We start from the raw sequence: 24,241 nt of genomic DNA on the forward strand, positions 1-24,241 counted from the left end.
GAGGACGCGGTCGAAGTCGAGGGCGAGGGCGAGGTCTCGAGCTCGATTCCACGCGTCGTGTGTCGTCTCGACCAGTGCGGGTGTCACTCGCCACGTGCGTCCCCGATAGCGAGTGCGGGCATCGTCGTAACCGAACACCTCGCCGCTGGGGTTCCACGAATGCACGGACGAAGCGACCAACCCCTGGAAGCTCCGATGCAAGTCTTCGCTTCGCAACGACGAGTGTCCACTGAGCTCGTCTGCGTCTGGCAAGCGATACCGCGCCGAACCGTTGGAGCGCTCCGTCAGCCAGTCGCAGAACGCCTCGGCGTCCGACCATCCTATGCCGACAACGGGCGAAAGCGCCTCTCCCTGGTCGAAGCGAGTCCTGTCCGCTGTCCAGTGGTACGGGTGGTGCGACTTGCCATGCGCTGTCATGTCGTCCAGAAACAGTTGGTATTCCGCATGGCTGATGAACGTGCCGTCGATTTCCGTCGTCTCGTCGATCGTCTGGAACCCAGGGAATCGATCCACGCGCGGCTCGCGGAGACGCATGGCGAGCAGGATTTCGGCGGCGACACGGCGCGACTCTTCGTCGCTCGACTCCAGGTTGTCGAACAACAGCGTCTCTAGGCGGGATCGAATGCTCTGGTCGACACCCAGTGCTTCCCCGACGCAACGAAGCGCGAACGTCACCTTGCCGATGCTCGGCGGGTCACTGTCCAGACACGGCACGATGAGGTCCGTCGCGTCGCGCTGGGCAGCGTAGAGCAGCGTCGTCTCCTCCCACCACGCGATGAGCAAGTTCTCTCTCAGCAGCGCGTCCCTTTGCTCGTTATTTTGCTCCTTCGCCAACTGCGCCGCCGCGAGGTACTCCTGGAAGGCGTGATGCGCGAAGCCGAACGATCCCTCTTGTTCGCGCTGAATGAGCAGACCGCTCTCGTTCTCCACATCCGTCAGGAAGACGCGGACGTCGCCTTGACCGCCGATGTCCCGATATGCCGTCTCGCAGACTTCGGCTGCCGCGTCGGCGGCTATATCCCTGACGCCCTTGCGCATCATGTGTAGAGCGAGCGGCTGCAGGACGGCGCGGCGCGGCGCTGCGCGTACGTGAATTCCGTCGGCACGTCCTTCGATCCGCGCCAATGCCCGAGCAGGACGTCGCAGATCTCGCTGTACAACTCGACGCGGCGTCCCGGCAACTGGCCGCGATAGCGGTGCACCGTGACGATCATCGTCAAGAGAAGCGGGTTGTCTGTGAGTTTCCTGATGTCCGGAACGCCAGAGAGTCGTCGGAGGAAGTCGTTGGCTTGGCGTCGGGCTTCCGTTCGTACGCCCTCATCGGACTTGCCCGACGCGGCGATCTCGTGGGCGAGGTACCAGTGGTCGACGAACGCGCGCATCTGCGGAACATCGAAGGGCTGGACTTCGATCATCGTCACGCGGTCGATCGGGTGTTCTCGGAAGCCGTGCGGTCGCGAAGTGATGAGGAAGCGCGATTCGCCGTACCGCTCCATCTGTGCTTCGACCCAACGGGCGACGATCGCGCGCTCTTCTCGGTCGGCTACCTCGTCGTAGCCGTCCAGCATCACGACGCACTTGCCTGGCCTCAGTAGGTCCTGGAACCAGTTCTTCGGCGGCTGATCGACGGTATCGACGTCCTTCATCTCAGCTCCGACCTGTGCCTCGATGGCTTCAGCCAGAGAGATCGACGGGTCGGCGACGATTAGCTTGCGCAGGTCGCGTAGGAACAGCAGGACGGGCACCTTCTTCGGGCATCGGTACTTACGGCGCGCGCCGTTGACGTACGTCAACACGACATGCTGCAGCAAAGTGGACTTGCCGCTACCAGGCGCGCCGATGATCGCCAGACAACGGCGCGTTTCGTCCGTACTCCTCAGCAAATCCCATATGGATACCTTGCCCCCGCTGACGTCGGCGCGGAACTGCGAGGGCGCTTGGTCGGCGATGCGCAACGGCACGAAAACGCGGTTCAGCTCGATGTTGTAGCTTCCCTGAGTCCGTAGTCCTTTGACGTTGAAATGACGATGACGGTAGTAGAGCCTCTTGTAGTAACGACGTCGGAAGGTCCAGCCCAAGAGATTCAGCCTCTTGCTGAGCCAGCGGCTCAGGAGAAGCGCAGCTTGATCCAGGAATTGCCTGACGGCGACCGAAGTTGGTTTCCATACGAGCGGAACGACAAGCTCGTACAGGATGACGATGCCAAGCGCAGGAAGCGGGTGGCTGAGCATCCATGCTCCGAAGCCTTCTACCTTCCACAGCCCGGCTCCGGTCCCTAGGAGCAAAGGAGCTTGCGGAAGCGCTACGGATACAATCTTTCGCCAATGCGTCGGGTTCGCTCGTGCAGGCACTGGTTGCTGGTCGCTGGTCATCGGGTATCCCTCACTTGACGGCGACAATAGAGGGTACGAGGGGTGCAGTCAAGCTCGCGCCCCAGTGGCCCCTCCGCGCGGCACAACGGTCTTGGATTCCCCCGCCGAAGGTGCTGAAATGGCGCGAAGCCTTCCGCGATACACGGATTCAGGACGGATATGGGCATGGATGCTGAAACCGACCCACGCGCCGAGCGGACCGTCGTCCGCGAGGTCCTGTCCGAGAAGGAGGAGCGGTTCGAGCGACTGCGCCGCCGAGTGGGTATCATCGCTGCGCCGGTCGCGTTCTTCGTCGTCTACGCGCTGACCGCTCCGTGGCTCCCGCCGGATGGTTCCCGGCTGAGCGGCGTGCTCGGCTGCGTGCTCGTCCTATGGATCACCGAAGCCCTGCCGATGCCCGTCACGGCGATGTTGGGACCCGCGCTTTGCGTCCTGCTCGGCGTGACGGACGCCAAGACGGCGCTGGCTCCCTTCGCCGACCCGATCATCTTTCTGTTCATCGGAAGCTTCATGCTGGCGCAGGCGATGATGCGCCATCGCCTGGACAAGCGGTTCGTGCTGGCGATCCTGTCGCTGAAGCCTGTCGCCAAGAGCCCGCTCCGATTGCTCGCGACGCTGGGGTTCGTCGCCGCGCTCGTCTCGATGTGGGTCAGCAACACGGCGACGGCGGCGATGATGCTCCCCATCGCGCTGGGACTCCTTCGCGCGCTCGACGAGATGCGCCAATCCGAAGGTTTCCCAGGGAACCGGATCAACGCGGCGGACATGCTGCTGATGGTCGCCTACGCGGCTTCCATCGGCGGCATCGGAACGCCGGTCGGCTCCCCGCCGAATCTCATCGGCATCGGACTGATCCGTCGGCTCGCGGGCGTCGATATCGGGTTCTTCCAGTGGATGATGCTCGGCGTGTCGATGAGCGCTGTCATGTATCTCGTCCTCATCTTCCTGTTGATGGGTCCACGCGCCAAGACGTCGATGGTGTTCGATCCGTCGCGGCTGAGGGCGTATCTGGACGGCGAGCGGAACGCGCTGGGTCGATGGACGCGCGGGCAGGCGAACACGCTCTTCGCGTTCCTCGTGACGGTCGTTCTGTGGGTCACGCCGGGAATCCTGGAGCTCGTCTTGGGCAAGGAGCATCCCGTCACAGCGGCGCTGACGGGACATCTGCCCGAAGGGATCGCGGCGTTGGTTGGGGCGTGCCTGCTGTTCGTCCTGCCGGTGGACCTGAAGGCGGGGCGGTTCACGCTCGACTGGGACGAGGCGGCTCAGATCGACTGGGGGACGATCCTGCTGTTCGGCGGGGGATTGAGCCTCGGCGGATTGATGTTCTCGAAGGGCGTCGCCGAGGCGTTGAGCGGCGCGATCACGAGCGTTCTCGGGGTCGAGTCGGTGTGGAGCCTGACGGCGGTTGCCATCGCGCTGGCGATCGTCATCAGCGAGACGACGTCGAACACGGCGTCGGCGAACATGGTGATTCCGTTGATCATCGCGCTGGCGCTGTCGATCGGGGTGAACCCGGTTCCGCCGGCGTTGGGGGCTTGCTTGGGTTCGAGCTACGGCTTCATGCTGCCGGTGTCGACGCCGCCGAACGCGATCGTCTACGGGTCGCGTCTGGTGCCGATCCGCGCGATGGTCCGGGCAGGAGTGCTGTTCGACATCGCGGGCTTCATCATCATCTGGATCGGCTTGCGGGTGCTCTGCCCGCTGATGGGCTGGGCGTGAGAGGCTGAGAACCCTCGACTGGGAATCACGAAGCCGGCGACGTCTCCGAGTCGATGCCGCTGTGATACCATTCCAGCGAGAGGAGACCCCATGAAGACGGTCGAACTGAGGGTCGAGTTGCCCGAGGAAGTGGCTCGGAGTGCCGAGACGAGGCACTCCCGCGCGGATCGTCAAGGAGAGCCGATGCGTGCCATCATCTCTCCGCCTGTGGTTGCCAGCTGAGGCGTCCCGATGCCCTACTTCATGGCGGCGGTTGCCGCGTTCCTCCTCCTGATGGTGCTCCTGCGCATCCTGCGTGTGGGCTGTCGCCTTATCATGTTCGCCATCTACCTGGGCATTCTCATCCTCGCCGCGTCGTTCCTCTACTCGGTGCTCCAGGGCACCGGAGTGCTGGAAGGCTCCGGCATCCTGCCCAAGTGACGCACGCCGTCGCGGCTTGATTTCGTCCCCCGATTGCCGCACCATACCCCCAACGCGTGTCTTCCGGCGAGGACAACCCATGCTCCGCAGCCTCCATCTCCCGCTGAACTTCTGCCTGGCGCTCTCGTTTCTCATCGTGGCCGCCGGATGCAATCCCGTCCGCAACCTGAACATCCTGGACACGCAGGACGAGGCGACGCTCGGCGAACAGTTCGACCAGGAGATCGCCCAGAAGGCGACCCTCGTCACCGACACCCGCATCACGAGCTACGTCGAGGACCTGACCCAGCGGCTCGCGAAGGTCTGCAAGCGGCGCGATGTCGCCTATCGCTCGCGCGTCGTCGAGTCGGAAGAGATCAACGCCTTCGCGGTTCCCGGCGGCTACGTCTACGTGAACATCGGCTTGATCCGCGCCGCTAAGAACGAGTCGGAACTCGCCGGGGTCATCGGGCACGAGATCGGTCACGTCGTCGGACGGCACGGAGCCAAGCAGCTCAGCAAGCAGTACGGCATCGAAATCCTCGTCAAGATGGTAACCGGCAGCGACCCGACCCTCACGGAACAGATCGTCGGAACCATGCTGAACGTCGGCGCGACCGGGCTGCTCCTGAAATACAGCCGCGAAGACGAGTCCCAAGCGGACTCCCTCGGCGTGCAGAACCTCTACGACGCCGGGCTCGACCCCAACGGGCTCGCCAACTTCTTCGAGACGCTCCTGACCGAAGAGGGAGGAGGCAGAACCACCAAGCTGGAGCAGATGCTCTCGACCCATCCGCCAACCGGAGATCGGATCCGCAAAGCCCGCGCGCAGATCGCCAAGCTGCCGCCGCGCTCAGACCTGGAAACCGACAGCGCGCGGTTCCGCCAAGTCCAGGCGGTTCTGCCGCCACCCCAAGAGGATCGCCAGACCCGATGAGCTCGGAAAACCGCCCGCCGACACCCGAAGAGCTTCAGCAGGACCTCGCCGAGTTCCTCCGCAAGAAGTACGGCGGGAACGTCCAGCTCGGCGTCCAAGTGCAGGCGCATCCCGTCTCGACGGAACCCGAGGACGATGACCGCAAGCAGCGCGCCCTGAGCTTCGACATGAAGCCCAAAGAGGTCAAAGCCTACCTCGACCGCTTCATCATCGGGCAGGAGGACGCCAAGCGCGCCCTCGCCATCGCCATCTGCGACCACTACAACCACATCCGCGACTGCGAACGCGATCCGAAGCTCCGCGACGTCGACTTCTCCAAGCAGAACGTCCTCATGGTGGGACCCACCGGCGTCGGAAAGACCTACCTCGTCCGCACCCTCGCCAAACTCGTCGGGGTTCCCTTCGTCAAGGCGGACGCGACGAAGTTCAGCGAGACGGGATACGTCGGCGGCAACGTCGAAGACCTCATCCGCGACCTGGTCACTCAAGCCGACGGCGACGCCGAGCTCGCCCAGTACGGCATCGTCTATCTCGATGAGGTGGACAAGATCGCCACGCCCACGAACGTCATCGGGCGCGACGTCAGCGGACGCGGCGTCCAGATGAACCTCCTCAAGCTGATGGAGGAGACGGACGTCGATCTCCGGTCACCGTTCGATCCGGCGAGCCAGATGCAGGCGGCGCTGGAGCTCCAGCAGAAGGGCAAGATCGAAAAGCCCACCGTCAACACGCGCTACATCCTCTTCATCGTCAGCGGCGCGTTCACGGGTCTGGCGGATATCGTCAAGCGCCGGATGAGCAAGACGACCCTCGGCTTCGGCGGGAACATCGACCGCGCGGAGGATCAGGACTACGCGAGCCGCGCCAACTCCGAGGACTTCGTCAAGTTCGGGTTCGAGCCGGAGTTCATCGGACGGTTGCCCGTCCACGTCTTCTGCCACGACCTGTCGGTCGATCAGCTCTACGACATTCTGAAGAACTCCGAAGGCAGCCTCATCCGACAGTACGAACGCGCGTTCCAGGCGTATGACATCCAAATCATCTTCGAGGACGAGGGGCTCTACGAGATCGCCCGCCAGGCGCACGCCGAAAAGACCGGCGCGCGCGGACTGATGACCGTCTGCGAGCGGGTCTTCCGGGACTTCAAGTTCGAGCTGCCCTCGTCGGACGTGACCGCCTTCGTCGTCCACCGGGAGCTTGCCGAGAACCCGAAGGAGACTCTCGAACGCCTCCTCAACGACGACGAGTACCGCAAACGCTCGACGGTCGATTACGAAGTGCAGCGGTTCGCGGAGAAGTTCCAGCGCGAACACGGCATCCAACTGCGGTTCCAGGACGACGCCGTGGACGCCGTCTGCGAGCGCGCGGTCGCCGACGGCTTGGAGACGCTCAACGTACTCCGCAGCCTCTTCTCGGACTACGGTCACGGGCTGAGCCTCATCCGGCGGAACACGGGGCAGACGGCGTTCACGGTGGATCGCGGCGTCATCGCCGACGCCGACGGCACGCTCAGCGAGTGGATCCGGCAGTCCTACGCGGAGCAGCCCAAGTCGGTGTGACGGAACCTGTGGATCATCTAAGCCCTAGGGGAACCGGATGACGAACCAGACCCACGAAAACGTCGTCAAGAACCGGCTCAAGGCGGAAGATGAGCCGATTCACGGATGGTATCGCTTCGTCCTGGGCTATCCTCCCCATCTCGTGCGAGAGTACCTGGAAGCATTCGAGGCGGAACCCGATCGCGACCTCGTCTACGACCCGTTCTGCGGCACAGCCACAACGCCCGTAGAAGCGCGGCTCTGCGGGTTCCGGACTCTGTCATCCGACGCAAATCCAGTCGCCCTACTCGCCGCAAGAGCGAAGCTCAACTGGGACATCGACACGTCGAAGGTGCGCATGCGCCTGGACGACGTGTTGGCGCATGCGTCCGCCACGCTGGCCCGTAGGGCACTGAAATCGAGGCCAGGCGTTGACGCTACACAGCTCCGGCTCCTCGAGCTGCCTGCATCCTACGTCGCGGAGGCCGCGCCGCCTGGAGCCCGCGACGCCTTCGATCCGAGTGCGTATCTGCCTCCCGATGCCGCCCGGCTCATCCCAGCCGGATTCATCAGTCCCAAGCCGCTGCTGCGCGTCCTCGCCGTCCGCCACGCTATCGACAACGTCGTCTGCGAGCGGGAACTTGCCGATCTGATGCTCCTCGCACTAGCGAACACGATTGTCTCCTCCGCCGGGAACATCGGCTTTGGTCCTGAAATCTACCGCACGAGGGCGAAGGAAGATGTCGACGTGCTGGGGGACTTCTCAGACACTGTCGAACGCATGGCGATGGATCTCCAGGTCATCCAACAACGCCATCCCAGCCCGCATCCGACGGCTTCCGTGCGGATGTGCGATGCGCGAGTTCTGGACGGCATCGCAGATGATCCGCCGATTGGGGCTGTCATTACCTCCCCGCCCTATCCGAACGAGAAGGACTACACGCGCAGCACGCGGCTCGAGAACGTCCTGCTGGGTTACCTGACGGACCGGGCGGGGCTCCGCACCATGAAGTCGATGCTCCTTCGCAGCAACACGCGGAACACGTTCATCAAGGATGACGATGATCGGTATATCCGGGATATTCAACCCATTACGAAAGTCGCTGACGAGATTGAGAAACGCAGGATCGAGCTCGGCAAGACATCGGGCTTCGAGCGTCTGTACCACCGGGTCGCTTTGCTCTACTTCGGCGGCATGTACCGGCATCTAGAGGCGCTGCGGCAGAGGTTGCGAAGCGGCGCACGTTGCGCGTACGTCGTTGGGGACCAAGCATCCTTTTTCAGGGTCCCCATCCGCACTGCCGAGCTCTTGGCAGACGTCGCCATGAAAGCTGGCTACCGCGTCGATGGAATCCAGCTCTGGCGCACGAGGCGCGCGACAGCAACGCGTGATCATCTGGACGAGAACGTCCTACTGCTGCGGAGGCGATAGTCCACGCCATGGAACGCAACGCGTCGATGGACGACCTGTCAGCGTACGATCGCGCCATCATCAACGTCTTCGAGGCGCACTACGTCGAGGGCATGGATTACTTCGAATTCGAGAAAGACGAACTCCGCGACGTCCTTACAGAACTCAACCTCCACATGCGAAACATCCCCGATATACCCTATACGTTCCGCACCCGGCGCGATCTACCTGACGCGATCCGAAGCCGAGGCAACTGGGCGATCGTTGGTGCCGGTCTTGGCAAGTATGCCTTCCGGCGCCTGACGAACCTTCCACACTTCGAGATCGCGTTGGGTGACTATGAGCCGATCAACATCTACAACGCCATCCCGGAGGTCATTGACGGTTATCTCCGGCGAGACGAGCAGTCGCTTCTCACTCGGGTGCTCTACAACCGCTTGGCGGACATTTTCACAGGTCTCACGTGCTTCCACCTACAGAATCACTACCGGAGTACTGTTCAAGACGTTGGCGAGGTGGAGCTCGACGCGTTGTATGTTGGGTCAACAGTAAGGGCGAGCTCTACATCATCCCCATTGAGGCGAAAGGACAGTCGGAGACGGATAGGATTGGGCGCGTGCAGGTGTCCAACATGGCAAGGCTCGTGCGGCAGGACTTCCCCGAACTGAATCGCCGCATTCTGGCGATCAAGGAGCTACCCGACGGCTCGATTGCCGTCGTAGGATTCAGCGATCACGTGGACCCTGACGACCTCGGCATCGCCAATGTGAGTCGCTTCCGGCTGATGAGACGCTCGGCTTGACGCCATGCTGTTGTGTAGAACTACCCGATGAACCTCCTCGACGTCTCGACGCTCTCGGCGTTCATGCTGGTGCTCTTCCGGCTGAGCGCCCTGATGCTCACCGCCCCGATCTTCGGAGACGCCGTGATTCCGGCGCGGGCGCGGGTCGGTTTGGCGTTCGTCCTGGCGCTCGTCGTGTTCCCGCTGCTGCCGTGGAACCAGTTCCAGGCGCCGACATCGTCGGTTGCGTACGGCGTTCTGATCTTCCGCGAGCTCTTGGTGGGCATCACGATTGGATACGCGGCGCGCGCCGTGTTCGCTGGGATTCAGACGGCGGGACAGGTCATCAGCTTTCAGATGGGTCTGGCGCTGGCGACAACGTTCGACCCGAATTCCGGCGTCCAAAACACCGTTGTCGCCACGATGTACTACTGGGCGGCGCTCATGGTGTTCCTCGCCGTCAACGGGCATTACTTCGTTCTCATGGGCGTCGTGAACAGTTACAATGCTATCGGGTTCGGGCAAGCGACATTCGATGGGAATGTGCTTCTCGTCATCATCCAATTCCTGGGTGACATCTTCAAAGTCGCCATCCAGGTCAGCGCTCCGGTAACGGTCGTGCTGTTTTTCACCAACGCGTTGCTGGCGATTCTGGGCAGGGCGATGCCGCAGATGCACATCTTCCTGGTGGGTCTGCCGGTGACGATCGGACTAGGGTTCCTGGTACTGGCGTTGTCTACGGGCGGGGTGATCGCCCTGTTCCCGTCGCTGTTCGAGAAGCTTTACGAGGACATCACGCTCCTCCTGCGCGCCCTGGGGGCGTAGACGGCTCATGGCGGACAAACAAGAACGCACCGAAGAAGCATCGCCTAGAAAACGGGAAGAAGCCCGCCAAGAAGGTCAACTGGCGCGCAGCCAGGAGATCCCCATGGCGATGGGTCTCCTGGCGGCTCTGTTGAGCCTGCGCATCGGCGCCAAGGCGATGCTCGAGACGTTTGAGCGGATCACGCAGTTCTACCTGCGCATCATGGGGCAGTGGGCAGGCGAGGACATCTCGATCGTGCGCGTCCAGCGGATGACCGGCAACGGCTTCGAGTTCCTCGTCCAACTGATGGCTCCGCTGTTCATCGCGCTGTTCGTGACCGGCATCGCGTCGAACATGATCCAGACAGGCCCCTTCATCGGGTTCAAGCCGCTGCAGCCGAAGCTGAGCCGCATCTCGCTCGCTCGCGGGTTCGGGGCGCTCTTCTCGCAACGAAGCATCGCCGAGACGATGAAGTCGCTCGTCAAGGTGAGCGTTCTCTCCATTCTCGCGTGGCGGATCATCGCCAGTCAGCTTCGCGACCTGATGAGCCTTCCGCAGGCGGGTTGGGAACCGGTGCTGGGCGTCATGGTCGGGTTGGTCTACCGGCTGGCGCTGATGATGGTCGTCGTGTTCATCATCTTGGCTCTTGCCGACTTGCTCTACCAGCGCTGGCAGTACAGTCAGAACCTCAAGATGAGCAAGGAAGAGGTCAAGGAAGAGGTCAAGCAGTACGAAGGCGACCCGCAGGTCAAAGCCCGCATTCGCTCGATCCAGCGCGACTTGGCGCGACGCCGGATGATGAAGGACGTGCCGAAAGCGTCGGTCGTCATCACGAACCCGCACGAGATCGCCGTCGCCCTGCAGTACGAGCGCGAGACGATGAACGCCCCGAAGGTCGTCGCCAAAGGCGAACGGCTCATCGCGGCGAAGATCAAGGAGATCGCGCGGGCGAACAACGTTCCCGTCGTCGAGGATCGACCCCTGGCGCGCGCCCTGTTCAAGGAGACGCCGCTGGGCAGCGAAGTCGCCAGCCACTTCTACAAGGCGATCGCGGAGATCCTGGCGTACGTCTACCGAATGCGTCGTCCGCGTCGCGCGCTGGAGCCACGCCCGGAACCGCGCCCGGCTCCATCGCCCCAAGCCGCCGCTGGCGGCTCCTGAGCGTGTGCGTCTGTGTTGCCTCAGTGCGCTGATGTGCCCATGAGTCGCCCATGATCGTCCGTCGCTATCACGGCGCGTCCACTGACGAGGCGGTAGCCCGAGCCCACGAGGACTTGGGTGCACTCGCCGTCATCCTGCTGACGAAGCGGACAGAGCTGGGCGTCGAGGTCGTCGCGGCGGTCGACACGACCGCTGCGGGGGCTTCTCGGCAACCGGAAGCGACGACCGTCCGAACGGGCGACGCACCCGCGAGTGCTCGGACGGAGTGGACCCGGACGCAGTTGGCTCGCGCCCGAAGCGGCTATAAGTCTTCGGCGGTTCGCGCTCCACAGGTAGACCCTGATACGACGACTTCGCCGGTCGTCGCGCGGGCGCGACGAGAGCAGGCGCAGCGCGCCTATGGAGTTGCGACGCCCAGCGAGACCCGAACGCGCACGCCCGCGATCCAGCTTCTGCGCGACCGTCTGAGCGAGCAGGAGGTCGAGGAGGCGGTCATCCAGACGTTCATCCGCGAGCTGGGAGAGTCGCACCTAGAGCCTTCCGCCAACATGGATACGGTTCGCGAGGCGGTGCGGCGCGGCATCGACAAGCACCTCAAGGTCGCCGGCGAGATCCGCACGCAGGAAGCATCGCATCTCATCGCGTTCGTGGGACCGACAGGAGTCGGCAAAACGACGACGATCGCCAAGCTCGCGGCTCGGTATCACCTGCAGGAGAAGCGCCCCGTCCGGCTCGTCAGCGTGGACACCTACCGGATCGCCGGGGCGGATCAACTGCGGACCTACGCCAGAATCCTCGGCGTGCCGTGCGATGTCGCCGCGACGCCGCAAGGCTTGGCGGAGATCCGACAGCAGGCTCCGCGCGGCGAAATGCTCTTTCTCGACACGCCGGGCAGGAGCCCGAGGAATTCGCAGCAGCTTGCGGAACTCCGCCATCTGCTCGATGCGGCGGAACCGAGCGAAACACATCTGGTGGTCAGCAGCACGACGCGTCTCGCCGACCTCTGGGAGATCGCGCGCGGGTTCCACGCGCTGGACCCCAACCGGCTCATCTTCACGAAGCTGGACGAATCCGCGAGCTACGGCAACATCGTCAACTTCTCGTATCACCAACGTCTTCCGCTCGCCTATTTCACGACGGGCCAGACCGTTCCCGATGATATCGAGGCGGCGTCGCCCGACCGTCTGGCGCAGCTCCTACTTCGAACGCGCCGACTTCGGTACGCCTAGTCCGAGCGCGACAAGCGGCACGGATCGAACATGAAATAGGGTCATCGCAACGTGACTGGCTCGCACGGCGTGCCGCGCCTCATTGTCGGCTGGCTCTGCTCCGCTGTGGTTCTCGCCCTGCCTTTGGTGGCGTGGTCACAGGGAAGCTCCAACGAGCTCCTCGACTTCCAGTTCGACCCGTTCTCACGACCGCCCAGCGCTCGGTTCATCTTCAAGCGTCCGCCGCGCTATGAGCAGACGATCACTCCGGGCGGCGTTCTCGTCCTCGAGTTCCCGGACACCGCGAACGCGGCGACGCGAGACAAGTACCTCCGCAACTTTCCCAGCTCGTATCCGTTGGAGAGCTTAGAGGTCTCCGAGCGAGCCGACGACCGGGGCTCGTTCTTGGTCGTGCGCTTCGTGACGCGAAGTGGGATCGGCGCCGAGATTCAGGGCCCCAAGGGCGGAGCGCGACTCGTCGTCGCTTTCGGCAACGCCGCCGAGATGCGCGCAGCGCCGTCTGCGACGACGGTTCCAGCGCCGGCGGAACCGGAGCAAGCGGAACCCGTCGTCGAGAAGCCGCCGATGCGCGTCGAGCTGCCGGATCTCGCGACCGGAAAGCGTGCCGTGCGCGCACCCATCGCGCCCCGCGAAGAGGCAGCCCCCGCGCCGGAGCCGAAGGAGGCATCCGCGAGCGAGGAGACAGCCCCAACGCCACCGCAGGAACCTGCCGGGGCTACGGAACGAGAGCCGGTCGGCAAGCGCGCATCATGGGGCTCGTTCGTCCTACCGATCCTGTCGGTCGCGCTGGGGATTGTCCTGCTGGTGGGCGTTCTCATCGGCGGGGGCTTTGCGCTGGCATGGGGATACGGCTCGCTTCGCGGGTTCGCCCAGCGCCGGACGGACGCGTCGGTGAAGAAGGCGTACGACACGGCACGGCAGATGAACCACGTGATCGCGCAGTTCCGAGAGTCTTCGGAAGCCGCGATTTCGGAGACGTCGGAACGCCACCGACAGAGCGTCGAGCTGTTGCGCCGCGATGCGGAGACGATCCGCGACACGGTAGCGAGCGTCATCGCGGAGTTCGAGCGCGCGACGCAGAGCGTCGTTCTGCTCCAGGAGCCTCCGAGGATGTCCGCCGTCGCGGCGGATGACGAAGGCGATATCGAAGACGAGATCGACGTCGGCGAGAGGCAGTCGCCTCGACCGGACGGGGACGAACGGTTGGTTGCCTCGGAGGCATCGACGCGGGCGGAGGATCGTCGACGGTCCGTCCGCGATTGGGTTACTCGCGCGGCAGAGCGGCTGCAGGATGACCCGCTGCGCGGCACGCAGGCTGAAGCGCTCGCCCGGCAGGTACACGAAGCCGACGAGCAGCCGTTGGAGCCGTTTCCGCCAGGACCTTCGGAGCCGCCGACCGACCGGGAGACTGGCTCGGGCAGCCGTACCGACGGCGCGGAGATCGCCTACGCCGACGCGCGAGCTGCCCTCGCCGAAGGCAGGACGCCGCTGGAGGTGGCTCAGCGCACGGGACTGAGCCTCGGAGAGGTCGAGTTGATCGCCCAGTTGCAGCGGATGAGCGACGGGCTCCCGAGGGCGGGCAGATGATTCCGAGCCTAGCGCATCGAGCGAGAGGCGGACGACGCAGGCATGTTGCAGGCGCGACGCGGAGCGCTTGCGGCGAGTGGCGCAACGAGGTAACATCACGGTTTGAGACTCGAGTGACGATTGGTCATGTCTACGACGGGATTTGTGGGGAACTGGACGTGCAGTTGAGAACACGTCGCTATGAGCGAGGGGGTTCCTGTCGTCTGGGACTCCGGACTCGGCAGATGGCGGCATGGATCGCTCTGCTGTGGCTCGGGGTAACGGTTGCCATCGCCCAGACAGCGGGTGTTCCGTCGGCGATCCCCTCGTGGACGGAATCGGATGTTGCGCTCGTCCTCGACGCGTCGGCGTCCATGGACACGGTGGACCCCAGGAATCGACGCCTCGAGGCGATCCAAAAGGTCCTGGCGGGCTTGGGCGAGCATGACCGGGTGACGTTCGTACGGCTGACGGCGACTCCCCAAGCGCTCATCCCGATGACTCCGGTGACGGACTCGAATCGCCCCGCGCTCCTCGCTGCGGCAAGGAGCGCCGTCGTGACCGATCCCCTCGCAGCGGGAGATTTGACCCGGGGCGTCGAGGAAGCCGCGCGCACCATCGAAGCAGATCCGCGTCCAGATGCGATGCGGTCCATCATCGTTCTCTTCAGTGCGGATATGCCCCCCGACATCGCGGAGGTCCAGAAAGAAGAGTTCCGTGGGCTCCTCGAGACGGTTCGAGCGGCGCGGATGAACGTCTACGCCGTCGCCGTAGGACCGAGCGCTCGACGGGCCCAAGCGCTGACGGCGATCATCGGTAGGCGTTCCGCCAGAGCCGTCGATCGCGGCGAGGACATCGGCGCGGTGCTGAGCGAAATGCTTGTCGCCGTCCAGGGAGTCTCCAGCGCGACGAACACGACTCAGGTCGCCGTCGGGCAGGAGTTCGAGGAAACGATCTCCGTCCCGACGCAGGTGGAGCAGTTCCAGGTCGATGTGTTCTCGCTGCCCGATGTTTCCGGGATGGTTCCGACGAGTGTCATCCTCACCGGTCCCAATGGCGTCCGAATCTCTCCGGCGTACGAGGGAACCGACGGCGCGATCTTCCGCGTCCCCTCGCCGGCGGCTGGCGCGTGGAAGTACCGCGTCACCGTCGCGCGCGCCACGTCCGTGCAGCATCTGATCGCGATGAACAGCGGTCTACAGGTGGTCACGTACTATCCGTCGTTGGCGCGGCTGCGTGAGCGCACGCCGCTCTATTTCGGCATCCGGGCGCCGGAAGGCGCGGTCACACGCTCGCGGTTCCGAATCGCGGGACGCGTGTATCGCGTGGTCAGCGCCGAGGTGACGGTGCAGGAACCCGACGGAGCCCTTCGGACGCTCAGCAAACCGACGACGGAGCGGAGCCGTCGTTCCCCGCTGATCGGCGAGTTCGGCGTCGACTTCGTGGCTCGGAAGCCTGGCGAGCACATCGTCCGGGCGATGGTGCGCGTCCGCCGAGGCGAGGAACGCTTCCTCATCGAGAAGTCCGAGACCATCCGCGCCGTAGAAGACCCCGGCGAGGTCCCGCTCTTGTCGCTTCGCGCCCCGGAAGGCGGCGTGCTGTATTCCGTCACGGACTCGCAATCCGAGGGCGCACGCGACCTCGAGATCGTCGCGCAGGTGACGGAGCAGGGCTCGGCGACCCCATCGCCCTACATGCTGGGCAGGTTCGTGCTGGCGCGCGTCGAGTACGCGTCGAGCCTCCAACCGTCGGCGGGCGGCGGGGAGGGCTACGACCTCGCCGGCGAACGTGAGCTCATCGGCAGCCGGTCCGGGGGCACGGTCCTGCTGCTGCCCGACATGACCGTCGCGAACACCGTGCAGTACACCTTCCCAGGACGGCTCGCCTCCGACAGCAGCCGCATCTTCCTCAGCAAGCCGGGCTACTACCGGGTCACGCTGATGGACAGCGGCGCGTACCGCATCGACCAGAGTCGGGGCGAAGTGACGCTGCGCGCGGGGCGCCGCGACAAGAGCCCGATGCTGGTCGCTATTGTCGCGATCGGCGGGTTCCTCGTGCTGTTGGGGGGCATCTTCTACGTGCTGGTCGAGCGCGGGGCGTTCGCGGTTCTTCCGCCCGTCGTTGCGGTCGCGCCCGCAACGGACGTCCTCATCGAGGAGGAGCGATTCGATTTTATCGACCCGATGTCGGACGCGGCGTTCCTCGGGCCCCTCGTCATCCCATACGAGATCGTGGTCTACGACAAGGGCATCCTGACGAATTACACGATGCTGGAACACGACAGCCTGGTGGGCGCGAACTATGTCGTCAAGGTACTTCATGGCAAGACGTATCTGAACGGCGCTCCGCTCGACGACTCGCTCGACATCCACATGATGCCGCTGGACAAATTCAGCATCGGCAACTTCCTGACGAGGATCGTCGGTATCGAGACGCCCGTCCTGCTGATCCAGTTCGAGGTGGAGAACACGGGCGGCTACCAAGTCGTCAACGCGTATACCGAAGACGGGCACTCGCGCTGGACGTTGACCCGTCCCGCCAGTGAGCGCGTTCCGCCCACGACCGGTTCGGAGCTCCGACCCGACTTCACCGGATTCGGTCACATGCTGATCGGGCGCGACGAAGCGTTCTGTATGCGCCATCCGACCCATATACCGCTATTCCATCCAAGCGTCGGCGAGCCGCACGCCCGACTGGCGAAGATCGTCTTCAAGAACGGAGCCATCGCCTACGGTATCGAAGCGATCAAGGGCAACGTGTATGTCAACGACCGGCGACTCGATCCGGGCGAATCGGTCGAAGAGTTCCACACCGGCACGACACTTGGGATCGGACAGACCAAACTCAAGATGACCTGGACGGATGCGGATCCGCTCCATCCCGTGTTGGAGGTCCTGGAAGCTCCCGCCGCTGAGCCCATGCCGCTCGGTTCCGCCGGCTTGGGCGCCGCGGCTGAGGAAGCTGCGCCGAGCGCTTCTCCGGATCAGAGCCTCGATGACCTGTTTGGCGAGGCGGCTGCCGCGCCGTCCGACGACAGCGCCTCGGCTTCGCTGGACGATCTGATGGGATTGGGACCCAGCGATGAGCACGAGTCGGAGACGGCGGAGGAGTTGTCGGACGAGCTTGACGATATCGATGCCTTAGTCGCCGAGCACGAGGCTGCCCCGGCGAGCGCTCCCCAGGCGGCTCCCGCGCCGCCCTCAGCGCCGTCGGAAGCTGTCGCGTCGCTCGACGATCTGTTTGGCGCTCCGGCTGAGGCGGCTGCCGAGCAACCCGCCGCGCCGGTAGCGGAAACGCCGCCCGCATCGGCTCCTGAAGTGGCTGCGCCGGCTTCCCAGGCTCCTGCACCGAGCGTGACGCAAGAGACGACCTCGCTCGACGATCTGTTCGCGGCTCCCGTGCCGCCTCCGCAGCCCGCCGAGACGGCGCCCATCCCCGAGGTGGTCGCGGAGTTGCTCGATCCTGCCGACGCCGAACAGGCGTTGACGGACTCGTGGACGGCGACGGACGAGTCGGATCTGGACTTCTCGGTCGTCCTCGTGGACTTCGAGCAGGCTCTGGCTGAGCCGGGCAATGAAGGCATCGTGATGCAGGCGGCTGGGGCGATCCAGTCGCAGTTCGGAGAAGCCGCCCAGATCGGGCGTCTGGACAGCCAGAGGCTGATCGTGTTGCTTCCTAGCGTGCCGGAACCGGAAGCGGTCGAAGCCGCCGAAGCGATTCGGGCGGTGATCGACGCATCGCTTTCAGCCGATGCGGGCGGCAAGGTTCTTTACGGCGTGTCATCACGGAGCGAGAGCGGTTCGGACGACGCGGACGGTTTCGTCCAAGCGTTGCAGGGCGCGATGCAGGAGGCAGAGACCGCAGGGGGGCGTGCCATCGTTGTCCATGGACAGGCGGAGTGAGAACATCTCGACAACAAGGGGTAGGTGAATGCAATCGGCAGAGCCAACCGGCGGGCTGATCCTGGTCGTGGATGACGACCACCACAACCTGTTCGTGGTTCAGCGTCGACTGGAAAGCTTCGGGTTCAACGTCATCACGGCGTCGTCTGGAAAGAAGGCGATCGAGGTTGCCGAGAACCAGAAGCCGGACTTGATCCTTCTCGACGTGACGATGCCCGAAATGGACGGCTTCGAAGTCAAGCGCGTGCTCGCGTCCAGCGATGTGGCGCGGGAGATCCCCGTCATCTTCCTGTCGAGCCGCGTGCAGATCGAGTTCAAGGTGGAGGCGTTCCAGCTCGGCGCTGAGGATTTCATCGCCAAGCCATACCACGCCGACGAGCTCCTTGCGCGCGTCCGGGTCGCCACGCGGCATCGAGCGGAAGTGCAGGAGCTGCGCGACGAGATCGACCGGCTGAACCTGCACCTGCGCGGCGGCGGTCTCGACATTGCTTCCGAAGAAGAGGCGGTGGAGCGACTGGATCGATCCATTCAGGTCGCCGAATCGCGGCGCGATCCGCTCGCGTGCATCAATCTCAAGATCAACGGGATCCAACAGCTCGCCAGCGAGGGCGCCAAGCGCGTGGTTCTCATGGAAACCGGCGAGGTGCTCCAGGAGATGGTGAACGCAAAGACCGACGCGGTGCTGGCGTTCAAGGAGGAGGGTGAATACCTCCTGTTCACCGTCGGCATGACGACCAAGCGCGCCCAGATTCTGGCAGAGGGTCTCAAGAGCAGCGTCGTCGTCCGGGCGTTTGCCGACCCCCAGGCGGAACAGGCGCTGACCGTGAGCATCGGCATCTCGGGTCGCGAGCATGGCTCGACGATCGCCAAGGAGGAGATTCTCGCCGCTGCCGGTCGAGCGCTGGAGCAAGCGATCGCCGCCGGCGGCAGTCGCATCGTCGTTGCCCGCGCGGGAGAGTAGGGAGCGATGGCTCGGATCCTCCTGGTCGACGACGACGACCTCTTCCGTGGGTCGCTCGCCACGACTCTGGAACGAGGCGGCTACGATGTCGATGCGGTCGCGTCGCCTGACGCGGCGTTGGAACGCCTCGCCAAGCAGAGCTACGGACTGATCCTCTCCGACGTGCGGATGCCCGAGATGAGCGGAGTCGAGCTCCTCCGGCGCATCAAGAGTTCCTACCCCTATCTGCCCGTCCTGATGATCACCGCCTTCGCGGATGTCGCCGACGCCGTCGAGGCGATGAAGCTGGGCGCGCAGGACTATCTCCAGAAACCCATCGAAGGGCAGCAGATTCTACGTCGGATCCAAACGATCCTGGCGGAACCCGTGGAGGGCGTCGAGGGCTTCGACGAGATCGCGACAGGCGATCCGCAGGTTCTCAAGCTCCTCGCGATGGTGGATACGGTCGGGCAGTCGGACGCCACCGTGATCGTCTTTGGCGAGAGCGGCACGGGCAAGGAGCTGTTCGCGCGCCTCATCCACAAGAAGAGCCCGCGCGCCAAAGGCTCCTTCGTGGCCATCAACTGCGCGGCTCTGCCGGAGAACCTGCTGGAGAGCGAGCTGTTCGGACATGAGAAGGGCTCGTTCACGGGGGCGTCGGCGCAGCACAAGGGGAAGTTCGAGCAAGCGAACGGCGGCACGCTGCTGCTCGACGAGGTCTCGGAGATGCCGCTCGCGCTGCAGGCGAAGCTGCTGCGCGCGCTGCAAGAGCGGGAGATCGACCGCGTGGGCGGTTCGAGACCGGTCAAGGTCGATGTGCGTGTCATCGCGACGACGAATCGGAACCTCCAGGACATGGTCGAGGAAGGCGCATTCCGCCGTGACCTGTTCTACCGCCTCTGCGTCGTGCCGATCGAGTTGCCCGCTCTGCGGGACCGGAAAGGCGATGTCGCGCTGCTCGCCCGGCACTTCCTCCGGGAGTTCTGCGAGCAGAGCCGGAAGGCGATCTCGGACTTCGATCCGGCGGCGATGAGATGGCTGGAGAGCCACTCTTGGCCCGGGAACGTCCGCGAGCTCCGCAATGTCGTCGAACGCGCCGTCATCCTGTGTCCCGGCACAGTCGTCGACATGAGCCATCTGAACCCGTCGGCTTGGGGCGCTCCGGTGGACGATTCCCCGGATCGCATCTCGAACGATCCACGGCGCGTCGATGTCCACGTAGGATTGACGGCGGACGAAGCCGAGAAGCGCTTGATCCTCAAGACGCTCGAGGAATGCGGCGGGAACAAGAGCCGCGCCGCCGAAGTGCTCGGTCTCACCTCCCGGACCATCCGCAACAAGCTCAAAGAATACGGGTTGATGGACTGAAGTGCGGATCCCCCGTAACGCGCCACGGTCGCGTACCCGTCTGCCTGGGTTCCTCGACTGAGCAAGCCGCCCTCGGATCGCGTGACCCGTGCTTTTACCGCTAAAGATTCCCCGCAGGACGCCGATACTAAGAGCGAGACTCATCGCAGCAAGCGGTGCGGTCGTCCCGGACGGAGCCGATGGGTGTCGGCTCCCATGAACGGGCGTCGTCGTTGCAACGTAAATCCTAGCAGTGTGGGTGTTACTCGATCGTACGTCAAACTTCCCCCTAAGTCGCGTTTTCGCAATCACCCCGCTAGGATCGGACGTCGGCAACGCCGCAGATGCGATGACAGCGAGTGATCCTCCGAACTTGACGTCTGGAAGGCGTCAGTAACTCTCCAGGCGGGCGTTCATTGGGTGATGAACGTTCGTGCTGAGGCTACCACAACGGGAGCTAGCGGCAGATGTACCGAATCAACACGAACCTCATGTCCATCAATGGACAGCGCAACCTCTTCCAGTCGTCGCACGCGTTGACGAGCGCGATGTCCCGCCTGTCGTCCGGTCTTCGCATCATGCGTTCCGCAGACGACGCCGCCGGCATCACGATGTCCGAGGCGATGCGCGCCCAGATCGTCGCGGCGAACCAGTCGAACCGGAACATCTCGCAGGCGATCACGATGCTCCAGACCGCTGACAGCGGTTACGAGCAGATCGGCAACATGCTGATCCGCCTCAAGGAACTCGCCACGCAGGCGTCTGACTCCACGCTGAACGAGACCAACCGCAGCGCGATCTCGCTGGAAGCCACGCAGTTGGTGTCGGAAATCGAGCGCATCGCTCAGTCGACGAGCTACAACGGTATCACACTCATCACCTCCAGTGGCGGCCCCACGATCGCCCTGAGCTTCTACGTGGGCGATGGTTCGCTCGCCAGCCCGACGAACCAGATCATCTTCTTCATTCCGGACTTCGTTGCGGCGAATTCCACGACCGGTGCCCTGTCGATCAACGGGACGAATTTCGGCGTCACGGTGGCATTCTGGACCGCCGTCTCGGCCGCGGCCGTCCTGGTGGATCAGCTCGACTCGGCGGTCAAGAACCTGGCATTCTCGCGAACCAAGCTGGGCGCCGTCGTGAACCGACTCGAGAAGGCGCAGGCGAACATCCAGGCCCTGTCCGAGAACACGTCGAGCGCCCGTTCGGTCGTCCTCGATGCCGACTTCGCGGCGGAGACCGCAGCGCTCACCCGCGCTCAGATCCTCGTCCAGGCGGGCACCTCGATCCTGCAGCAGTCGAACATCCTGCCGCAGAACGCGCTGCTGCTCCTCCAAGGCTAGAGGCAGCCTAACTGACGCAACGCCTTCCGGCGTAGGCAAAAAGGGCTCCCGAAAGGGAGCCCTTTTCCGTGCTCGCTCGAAAGCTCGTTCCGGCGGTTGCCAAGTCTGGAGAGCTGAGCGGTCACGTTCGCGGGAATGGCTGACGGAGCGCATGGCTAGCAGATGCGCGGAAGCTGCTCGCCGCTCAGCATGTCCACGGCGCGGCTGGTTCCGAGGCGCGTCGTCATCGTCACCTCGCCCGATCTGCCCGCCACGACGCTCCCGACCTGGTGGGCATCGCGGCAGACCGGATCGGCGCGCAGAACCTCGACGGCGCGTTCCGCCGCGTCCTGCGGCACGAAGGCGACGAATCGCCCTTCGTTGGCGACGTAGAGCGGGTCGAACCCGAGGATTTCGCACGCTCCGCGCACGTCCTCCCGGACGGAGATGGCATCCTCGCGCAGGCGGATGTGAACACTGGCGGCTTCGGCGATCTCGATGACGGCGCTCGCCATGCCGCCGCGCGTCAGGTCGCGCAGGCAGCGCACCGCAACGCCCGCGTCGAGCAGACGCGCGACGGGCTCCGCCAAAGGCGCACAGTCGCTTGCGATCTCCGTCTCGAACTCCAAGCCCTCGCGCGCCGCCATGATGGCGATGCCGTGGCGACCGATGTCGCCGCTCAGGATCACCGCGTCGCCCTGGCGCACGTTCCGGGGCGACACGGACACGCCCGCCCGGACGACACCGACGCCCGACGTGTTGATGAACACGCCATCGCCCTTGCCCTGATCGACCACCTTCGTGTCGCCCGTGACGATCCGCACGCCCGCCGCGTCCGCCGCCTGGCGCATTGACCGGACGATCCGCCACAGCGTTCCCATCGGGAGCCCCTCTTCGAGGATGAATCCGACGCCGAGGTAGCGCGGCTTCGCGCCGCACATCGCCAGGTCGTTCACCGTGCCGTTGACGGCGAGGGAGCCGATGTCCCCGCCGGGGAAGAAGAGCGGCTTGACGACGTAGGAATCCGTCGTGAACGCGGGACGCCCGCCGTCGAGGTCGAGGATCGCGCCGTCGTGCCGATCCGCCGGCTCTGCCCCGCTGAACGTCTCGACGAACATCCGGTCGATAAGGCGCTGCATGAGCCTGCCGCCGCCGCCGTGGGCGAGGAGCACGCGCGGGTAGTCGGACAGCGGGATCGGGCAGACGGACGCGAAATCGTCCGGCGTCACGGGCGTTCCTCCGACCGGCGGTAGCGGTAGTAGGCGGCGCACGCGCCCTCGGACGAGACCATCGTCGCGCCCAGCGGCTTCTCCGGCGTGCAGCGGGTTCCGAACGCGGGACACTCATGAGGCTTGCGGAGCCCCTGGAGGATCAAGCCGCTGATGCACTCGGACGGCTCCTCGACACGAGTTCCTGCGACGCCGAAGCGCGTCTCCGCGTCGTAGTCCGCGTAAGCCTCGGTCAGGGCGAGCCCGCTCTGCGGTATCTCGCCGATGCCGCGCCACTGCCGACGGACGACTCGGAACACGTCGCGGATGAGCTCCTGGGCAGGACGGTTTCCGTCGCGGCGGACGGATCGGACGTATTGGTTCTCGACCTCCGCCCTGCCCTCCTCCAACTGCCGGACGCAGAGGTAGACGCCCTGGAGGATGTCGAGTGGCTCGAAGCCCGTCACGACGATGGGAACCCCATAGCGCTCCGACAGCGGCTCGTACTCCGTGAAGCCCATGACGGTGCAGACGTGTCCCGCCGCCAAGAACCCCTGTACCCGGTTCCCAGGAGACGACAGAACCGCCTCGATGGCGGGCGGAACCAACACGTGCGACACCAGCAGCGAGAAGTTCGTCACGCCGGAGCGGCGTGCCTGGGCGACCGCCATGGCGTTCGCCGGAGCCGTCGTCTCGAACCCCACGGCGAAGAAAACTACCTGCCGATCCGGGTTCTCGCGGGCGATCCGCAGCGCGTCCAGGGGCGAGTAGACGATCCGCACGTCGCCGCCGTTCGCCTTCGCCGTGAACAGGTCGCTTTCGGTTCCCGGGACGCGGAGCATGTCGCCGAACGAGCAGAAGACCACACCGGGCTGCGACGCGATCTCGACCGCCTTGTCGATGAGTTCGATGGGCGTGACGCACACGGGACAACCGGGCCCGTGGACGAGCGTGATGTACGGCGGAAGGAGCTCGTCGATCCCGAACTTGACGATGGCGTGGGTCTGCCCGCCGCAGACCTCCATGATCGTCCAGGGGCGGGTCGTCGCCTCGGCGATGAGCTTGGAGAACCGAAGCGCGGCTTCGGGATCGCGGTATTCGTCGACGAATCTCATGGGATGTCGAGCTCCGGCGTCTCCTGCATGGTGCGCAGGTATTCGAACACGCGTTGGGCTTCTTCCTCGTCCACCTTGCTGATGGCGAACCCGGCGTGGACGACCACGTAGTCGCCGACGACCGCATCTTCGATGAACCCCAGGTGGACATCCTTCCGAATGCCGCCGAAGTTCACCTTGCCGGTGCGCGTCAAGATGTCGTCGCCGTCGATGCTTTCGATTCTGCCGGGTACTCCGAGACACATGGGCGATCCTCTTTCCACATGATCCGCGCCGCCGCCGCGATCTGTCCCAGCGCGACGCCCCCGTCGTTGGGCGGAACGCGCTCATGCCCGTAGGGCTCGAACCCCTCCGAGCGAAGCAGCGCCACGACCCGCTCCGTCAGCGCGCGGTTCTGGAAGCATCCGCCCGTCAGGACGACCTGCGTCTCGCCGACGCGCCGCGCGACGTCGGCGATCCCTCGCGCCAGTCCGTTGTGGAAGCGAG

At 64.6% G+C, this 24,241-nt stretch carries 19 protein-coding genes; 14 read left to right on the forward strand and 5 right to left on the reverse strand.

The genetic code is table 11. The annotated features are described in order from the left end of the window. Positions 1-1,041, reverse strand: a 1,041-nt coding sequence (locus FJZ36_10350; protein ID MBM3215300.1) for a hypothetical protein, incomplete at its 3' end; no start/stop codon positions are given. Beyond that, positions 1,038-2,372 carry an NACHT domain-containing protein gene (locus tag FJZ36_10355; protein ID MBM3215301.1) on the reverse strand — a complete coding sequence of 445 codons (1,335 nt, stop codon included), beginning with the start codon at positions 2,370-2,372 and terminating at the stop codon, positions 1,038-1,040. The genes FJZ36_10355 and FJZ36_10350, both read right to left, overlap by 4 nt. 165 nt (positions 2,373-2,537) lie before the next feature. On the opposite strand from FJZ36_10355, the gene FJZ36_10360 reads away from it, so the two are divergent. The 14 genes from FJZ36_10360 to FJZ36_10425 all read left to right on the forward strand — a co-directional run bounded on the left by FJZ36_10360 (position 2,538) and on the right by FJZ36_10425 (position 21,453). Continuing rightward, positions 2,538-4,094 carry an SLC13/DASS family transporter gene (locus FJZ36_10360; GenBank protein ID MBM3215302.1) on the forward strand — a complete coding sequence of 519 codons (1,557 nt, stop codon included), beginning with the start codon at positions 2,538-2,540 and terminating at the stop codon, positions 4,092-4,094. A 231-nt stretch (positions 4,095-4,325) separates the two neighbouring features. Then, positions 4,326-4,514: a hypothetical protein gene (locus FJZ36_10365; protein MBM3215303.1), complete on the forward strand. Its 189-nt coding sequence runs from the start codon at positions 4,326-4,328 to the stop codon at positions 4,512-4,514. Between the two features lie 79 nt (positions 4,515-4,593). Next, on the forward strand, positions 4,594-5,430 hold the full coding sequence (locus FJZ36_10370; protein ID MBM3215304.1) for a peptidase M48: 837 nt from the start codon (positions 4,594-4,596) through the stop codon (positions 5,428-5,430). Beyond that, positions 5,427-6,989 carry an AAA family ATPase gene (locus FJZ36_10375; protein MBM3215305.1) on the forward strand — a complete coding sequence of 521 codons (1,563 nt, stop codon included), beginning with the start codon at positions 5,427-5,429 and terminating at the stop codon, positions 6,987-6,989. Before FJZ36_10370 ends, FJZ36_10375 begins: the two co-directional genes overlap by 4 nt. A 37-nt stretch (positions 6,990-7,026) precedes the next feature. Beyond that, the gene (locus tag FJZ36_10380) at positions 7,027-8,400 is read left to right on the forward strand and encodes a hypothetical protein (GenBank protein MBM3215306.1); all 1,374 of its coding nucleotides are present in this window, start codon (positions 7,027-7,029) and stop codon (positions 8,398-8,400) included. Positions 8,401-8,408: 8 nt separating this feature from the next. Continuing rightward, complete coding sequence (locus FJZ36_10385) at positions 8,409-9,047, forward strand: hypothetical protein (GenBank protein MBM3215307.1); 639 nt, start codon at positions 8,409-8,411, stop codon at positions 9,045-9,047. Positions 9,048-9,208: 161 nt separating this feature from the next. Then, complete coding sequence (gene fliR, locus FJZ36_10390) at positions 9,209-9,985, forward strand: flagellar biosynthetic protein FliR (GenBank protein MBM3215308.1); 777 nt, start codon at positions 9,209-9,211, stop codon at positions 9,983-9,985. A gap of 7 nt (positions 9,986-9,992) precedes the next feature. Then, positions 9,993-11,126, forward strand: coding sequence for a flagellar biosynthesis protein FlhB (gene flhB / locus FJZ36_10395; protein ID MBM3215309.1), 1,134 nt, complete (start codon positions 9,993-9,995; stop codon positions 11,124-11,126). 50 nt (positions 11,127-11,176) lie between these two features. After that, positions 11,177-12,355, forward strand: a complete 1,179-nt coding sequence (flhF, locus tag FJZ36_10400) for a flagellar biosynthesis protein FlhF (GenBank protein MBM3215310.1) — start codon at positions 11,177-11,179, stop codon at positions 12,353-12,355. A gap of 51 nt (positions 12,356-12,406) precedes the next feature. Beyond that, positions 12,407-13,942, forward strand: a complete 1,536-nt coding sequence (locus FJZ36_10405; GenBank protein ID MBM3215311.1) for a hypothetical protein — start codon at positions 12,407-12,409, stop codon at positions 13,940-13,942. Next, positions 13,939-17,823 carry a VWA domain-containing protein gene (locus FJZ36_10410; GenBank protein ID MBM3215312.1) on the forward strand — a complete coding sequence of 1,295 codons (3,885 nt, stop codon included), beginning with the start codon at positions 13,939-13,941 and terminating at the stop codon, positions 17,821-17,823. Before FJZ36_10405 ends, FJZ36_10410 begins: the two co-directional genes overlap by 4 nt. 28 nt (positions 17,824-17,851) lie before the next feature. Then, positions 17,852-18,784 carry a response regulator gene (locus FJZ36_10415; GenBank protein MBM3215313.1) on the forward strand — a complete coding sequence of 311 codons (933 nt, stop codon included), beginning with the start codon at positions 17,852-17,854 and terminating at the stop codon, positions 18,782-18,784. Positions 18,785-18,790: 6 nt separating this feature from the next. Further along, a complete protein-coding gene (locus tag FJZ36_10420) occupies positions 18,791-20,131 on the forward strand; it encodes a sigma-54-dependent Fis family transcriptional regulator (GenBank protein MBM3215314.1) in 1,341 nt (446 codons plus the stop codon). A 446-nt stretch (positions 20,132-20,577) separates the two neighbouring features. Continuing rightward, complete coding sequence (locus FJZ36_10425) at positions 20,578-21,453, forward strand: flagellin FliC (GenBank protein MBM3215315.1); 876 nt, start codon at positions 20,578-20,580, stop codon at positions 21,451-21,453. 155 nt (positions 21,454-21,608) lie between these two features. On the opposite strand, the gene hypE is transcribed toward FJZ36_10425, so the two are convergent. The 3 genes from hypE to FJZ36_10440 form a co-directional block, all read right to left on the reverse strand. Further along, the gene (gene hypE / locus FJZ36_10430; GenBank protein ID MBM3215316.1) at positions 21,609-22,571 is read right to left on the reverse strand and encodes a hydrogenase expression/formation protein HypE; all 963 of its coding nucleotides are present in this window, start codon (positions 22,569-22,571) and stop codon (positions 21,609-21,611) included. Positions 22,572-22,657: 86 nt separating this feature from the next. Continuing rightward, positions 22,658-23,755, reverse strand: a complete 1,098-nt coding sequence (gene hypD, locus FJZ36_10435) for a hydrogenase formation protein HypD (GenBank protein MBM3215317.1) — start codon at positions 23,753-23,755, stop codon at positions 22,658-22,660. Next, entirely contained in the window at positions 23,752-24,000 is a 249-nt protein-coding gene (locus FJZ36_10440) for a HypC/HybG/HupF family hydrogenase formation chaperone (protein ID MBM3215318.1), read from the reverse strand. Before FJZ36_10440 ends, hypD begins: the two co-directional genes overlap by 4 nt. Positions 24,001-24,241: the final 241 nt, after the last annotated feature.

Source organism: Candidatus Poribacteria bacterium, assembly GCA_016866785.1.
Classification (GTDB): domain Bacteria; phylum Poribacteria; class WGA-4E.

Excerpts from the sequence above, each read along its gene's own strand:
- FJZ36_10355 (MBM3215301.1), bottom strand. The coding sequence starts at position 2,372 with ATGACCAGCGACCAGCAACCAGTGCCTGCACGAGCGAACCCGACGCAT.
- flhB (MBM3215309.1), top strand. The coding sequence starts at position 9,993 with ATGGCGGACAAACAAGAACGCACCGAAGAAGCATCGCCTAGAAAACGG.
- FJZ36_10410 (MBM3215312.1), top strand. The coding sequence starts at position 13,939 with ATGATTCCGAGCCTAGCGCATCGAGCGAGAGGCGGACGACGCAGGCAT.
- FJZ36_10370 (MBM3215304.1), top strand. The coding sequence starts at position 4,594 with ATGCTCCGCAGCCTCCATCTCCCGCTGAACTTCTGCCTGGCGCTCTCG.
- FJZ36_10415 (MBM3215313.1), top strand. The coding sequence starts at position 17,852 with ATGCAATCGGCAGAGCCAACCGGCGGGCTGATCCTGGTCGTGGATGAC.
- hypE (MBM3215316.1), bottom strand. The coding sequence starts at position 22,571 with ATGCAGCGCCTTATCGACCGGATGTTCGTCGAGACGTTCAGCGGGGCA.
- FJZ36_10440 (MBM3215318.1), bottom strand. The coding sequence starts at position 24,000 with ATGTGTCTCGGAGTACCCGGCAGAATCGAAAGCATCGACGGCGACGAC.
- FJZ36_10365 (MBM3215303.1), top strand. The coding sequence starts at position 4,326 with ATGCCCTACTTCATGGCGGCGGTTGCCGCGTTCCTCCTCCTGATGGTG.
- FJZ36_10360 (MBM3215302.1), top strand. The coding sequence starts at position 2,538 with ATGGATGCTGAAACCGACCCACGCGCCGAGCGGACCGTCGTCCGCGAG.
- FJZ36_10375 (MBM3215305.1), top strand. The coding sequence starts at position 5,427 with ATGAGCTCGGAAAACCGCCCGCCGACACCCGAAGAGCTTCAGCAGGAC.
- FJZ36_10380 (MBM3215306.1), top strand. The coding sequence starts at position 7,027 with ATGACGAACCAGACCCACGAAAACGTCGTCAAGAACCGGCTCAAGGCG.
- FJZ36_10385 (MBM3215307.1), top strand. The coding sequence starts at position 8,409 with ATGGAACGCAACGCGTCGATGGACGACCTGTCAGCGTACGATCGCGCC.
- FJZ36_10420 (MBM3215314.1), top strand. The coding sequence starts at position 18,791 with ATGGCTCGGATCCTCCTGGTCGACGACGACGACCTCTTCCGTGGGTCG.
- FJZ36_10425 (MBM3215315.1), top strand. The coding sequence starts at position 20,578 with ATGTACCGAATCAACACGAACCTCATGTCCATCAATGGACAGCGCAAC.
- flhF (MBM3215310.1), top strand. The coding sequence starts at position 11,177 with ATGATCGTCCGTCGCTATCACGGCGCGTCCACTGACGAGGCGGTAGCC.
- fliR (MBM3215308.1), top strand. The coding sequence starts at position 9,209 with ATGAACCTCCTCGACGTCTCGACGCTCTCGGCGTTCATGCTGGTGCTC.
- hypD (MBM3215317.1), bottom strand. The coding sequence starts at position 23,755 with ATGAGATTCGTCGACGAATACCGCGATCCCGAAGCCGCGCTTCGGTTC.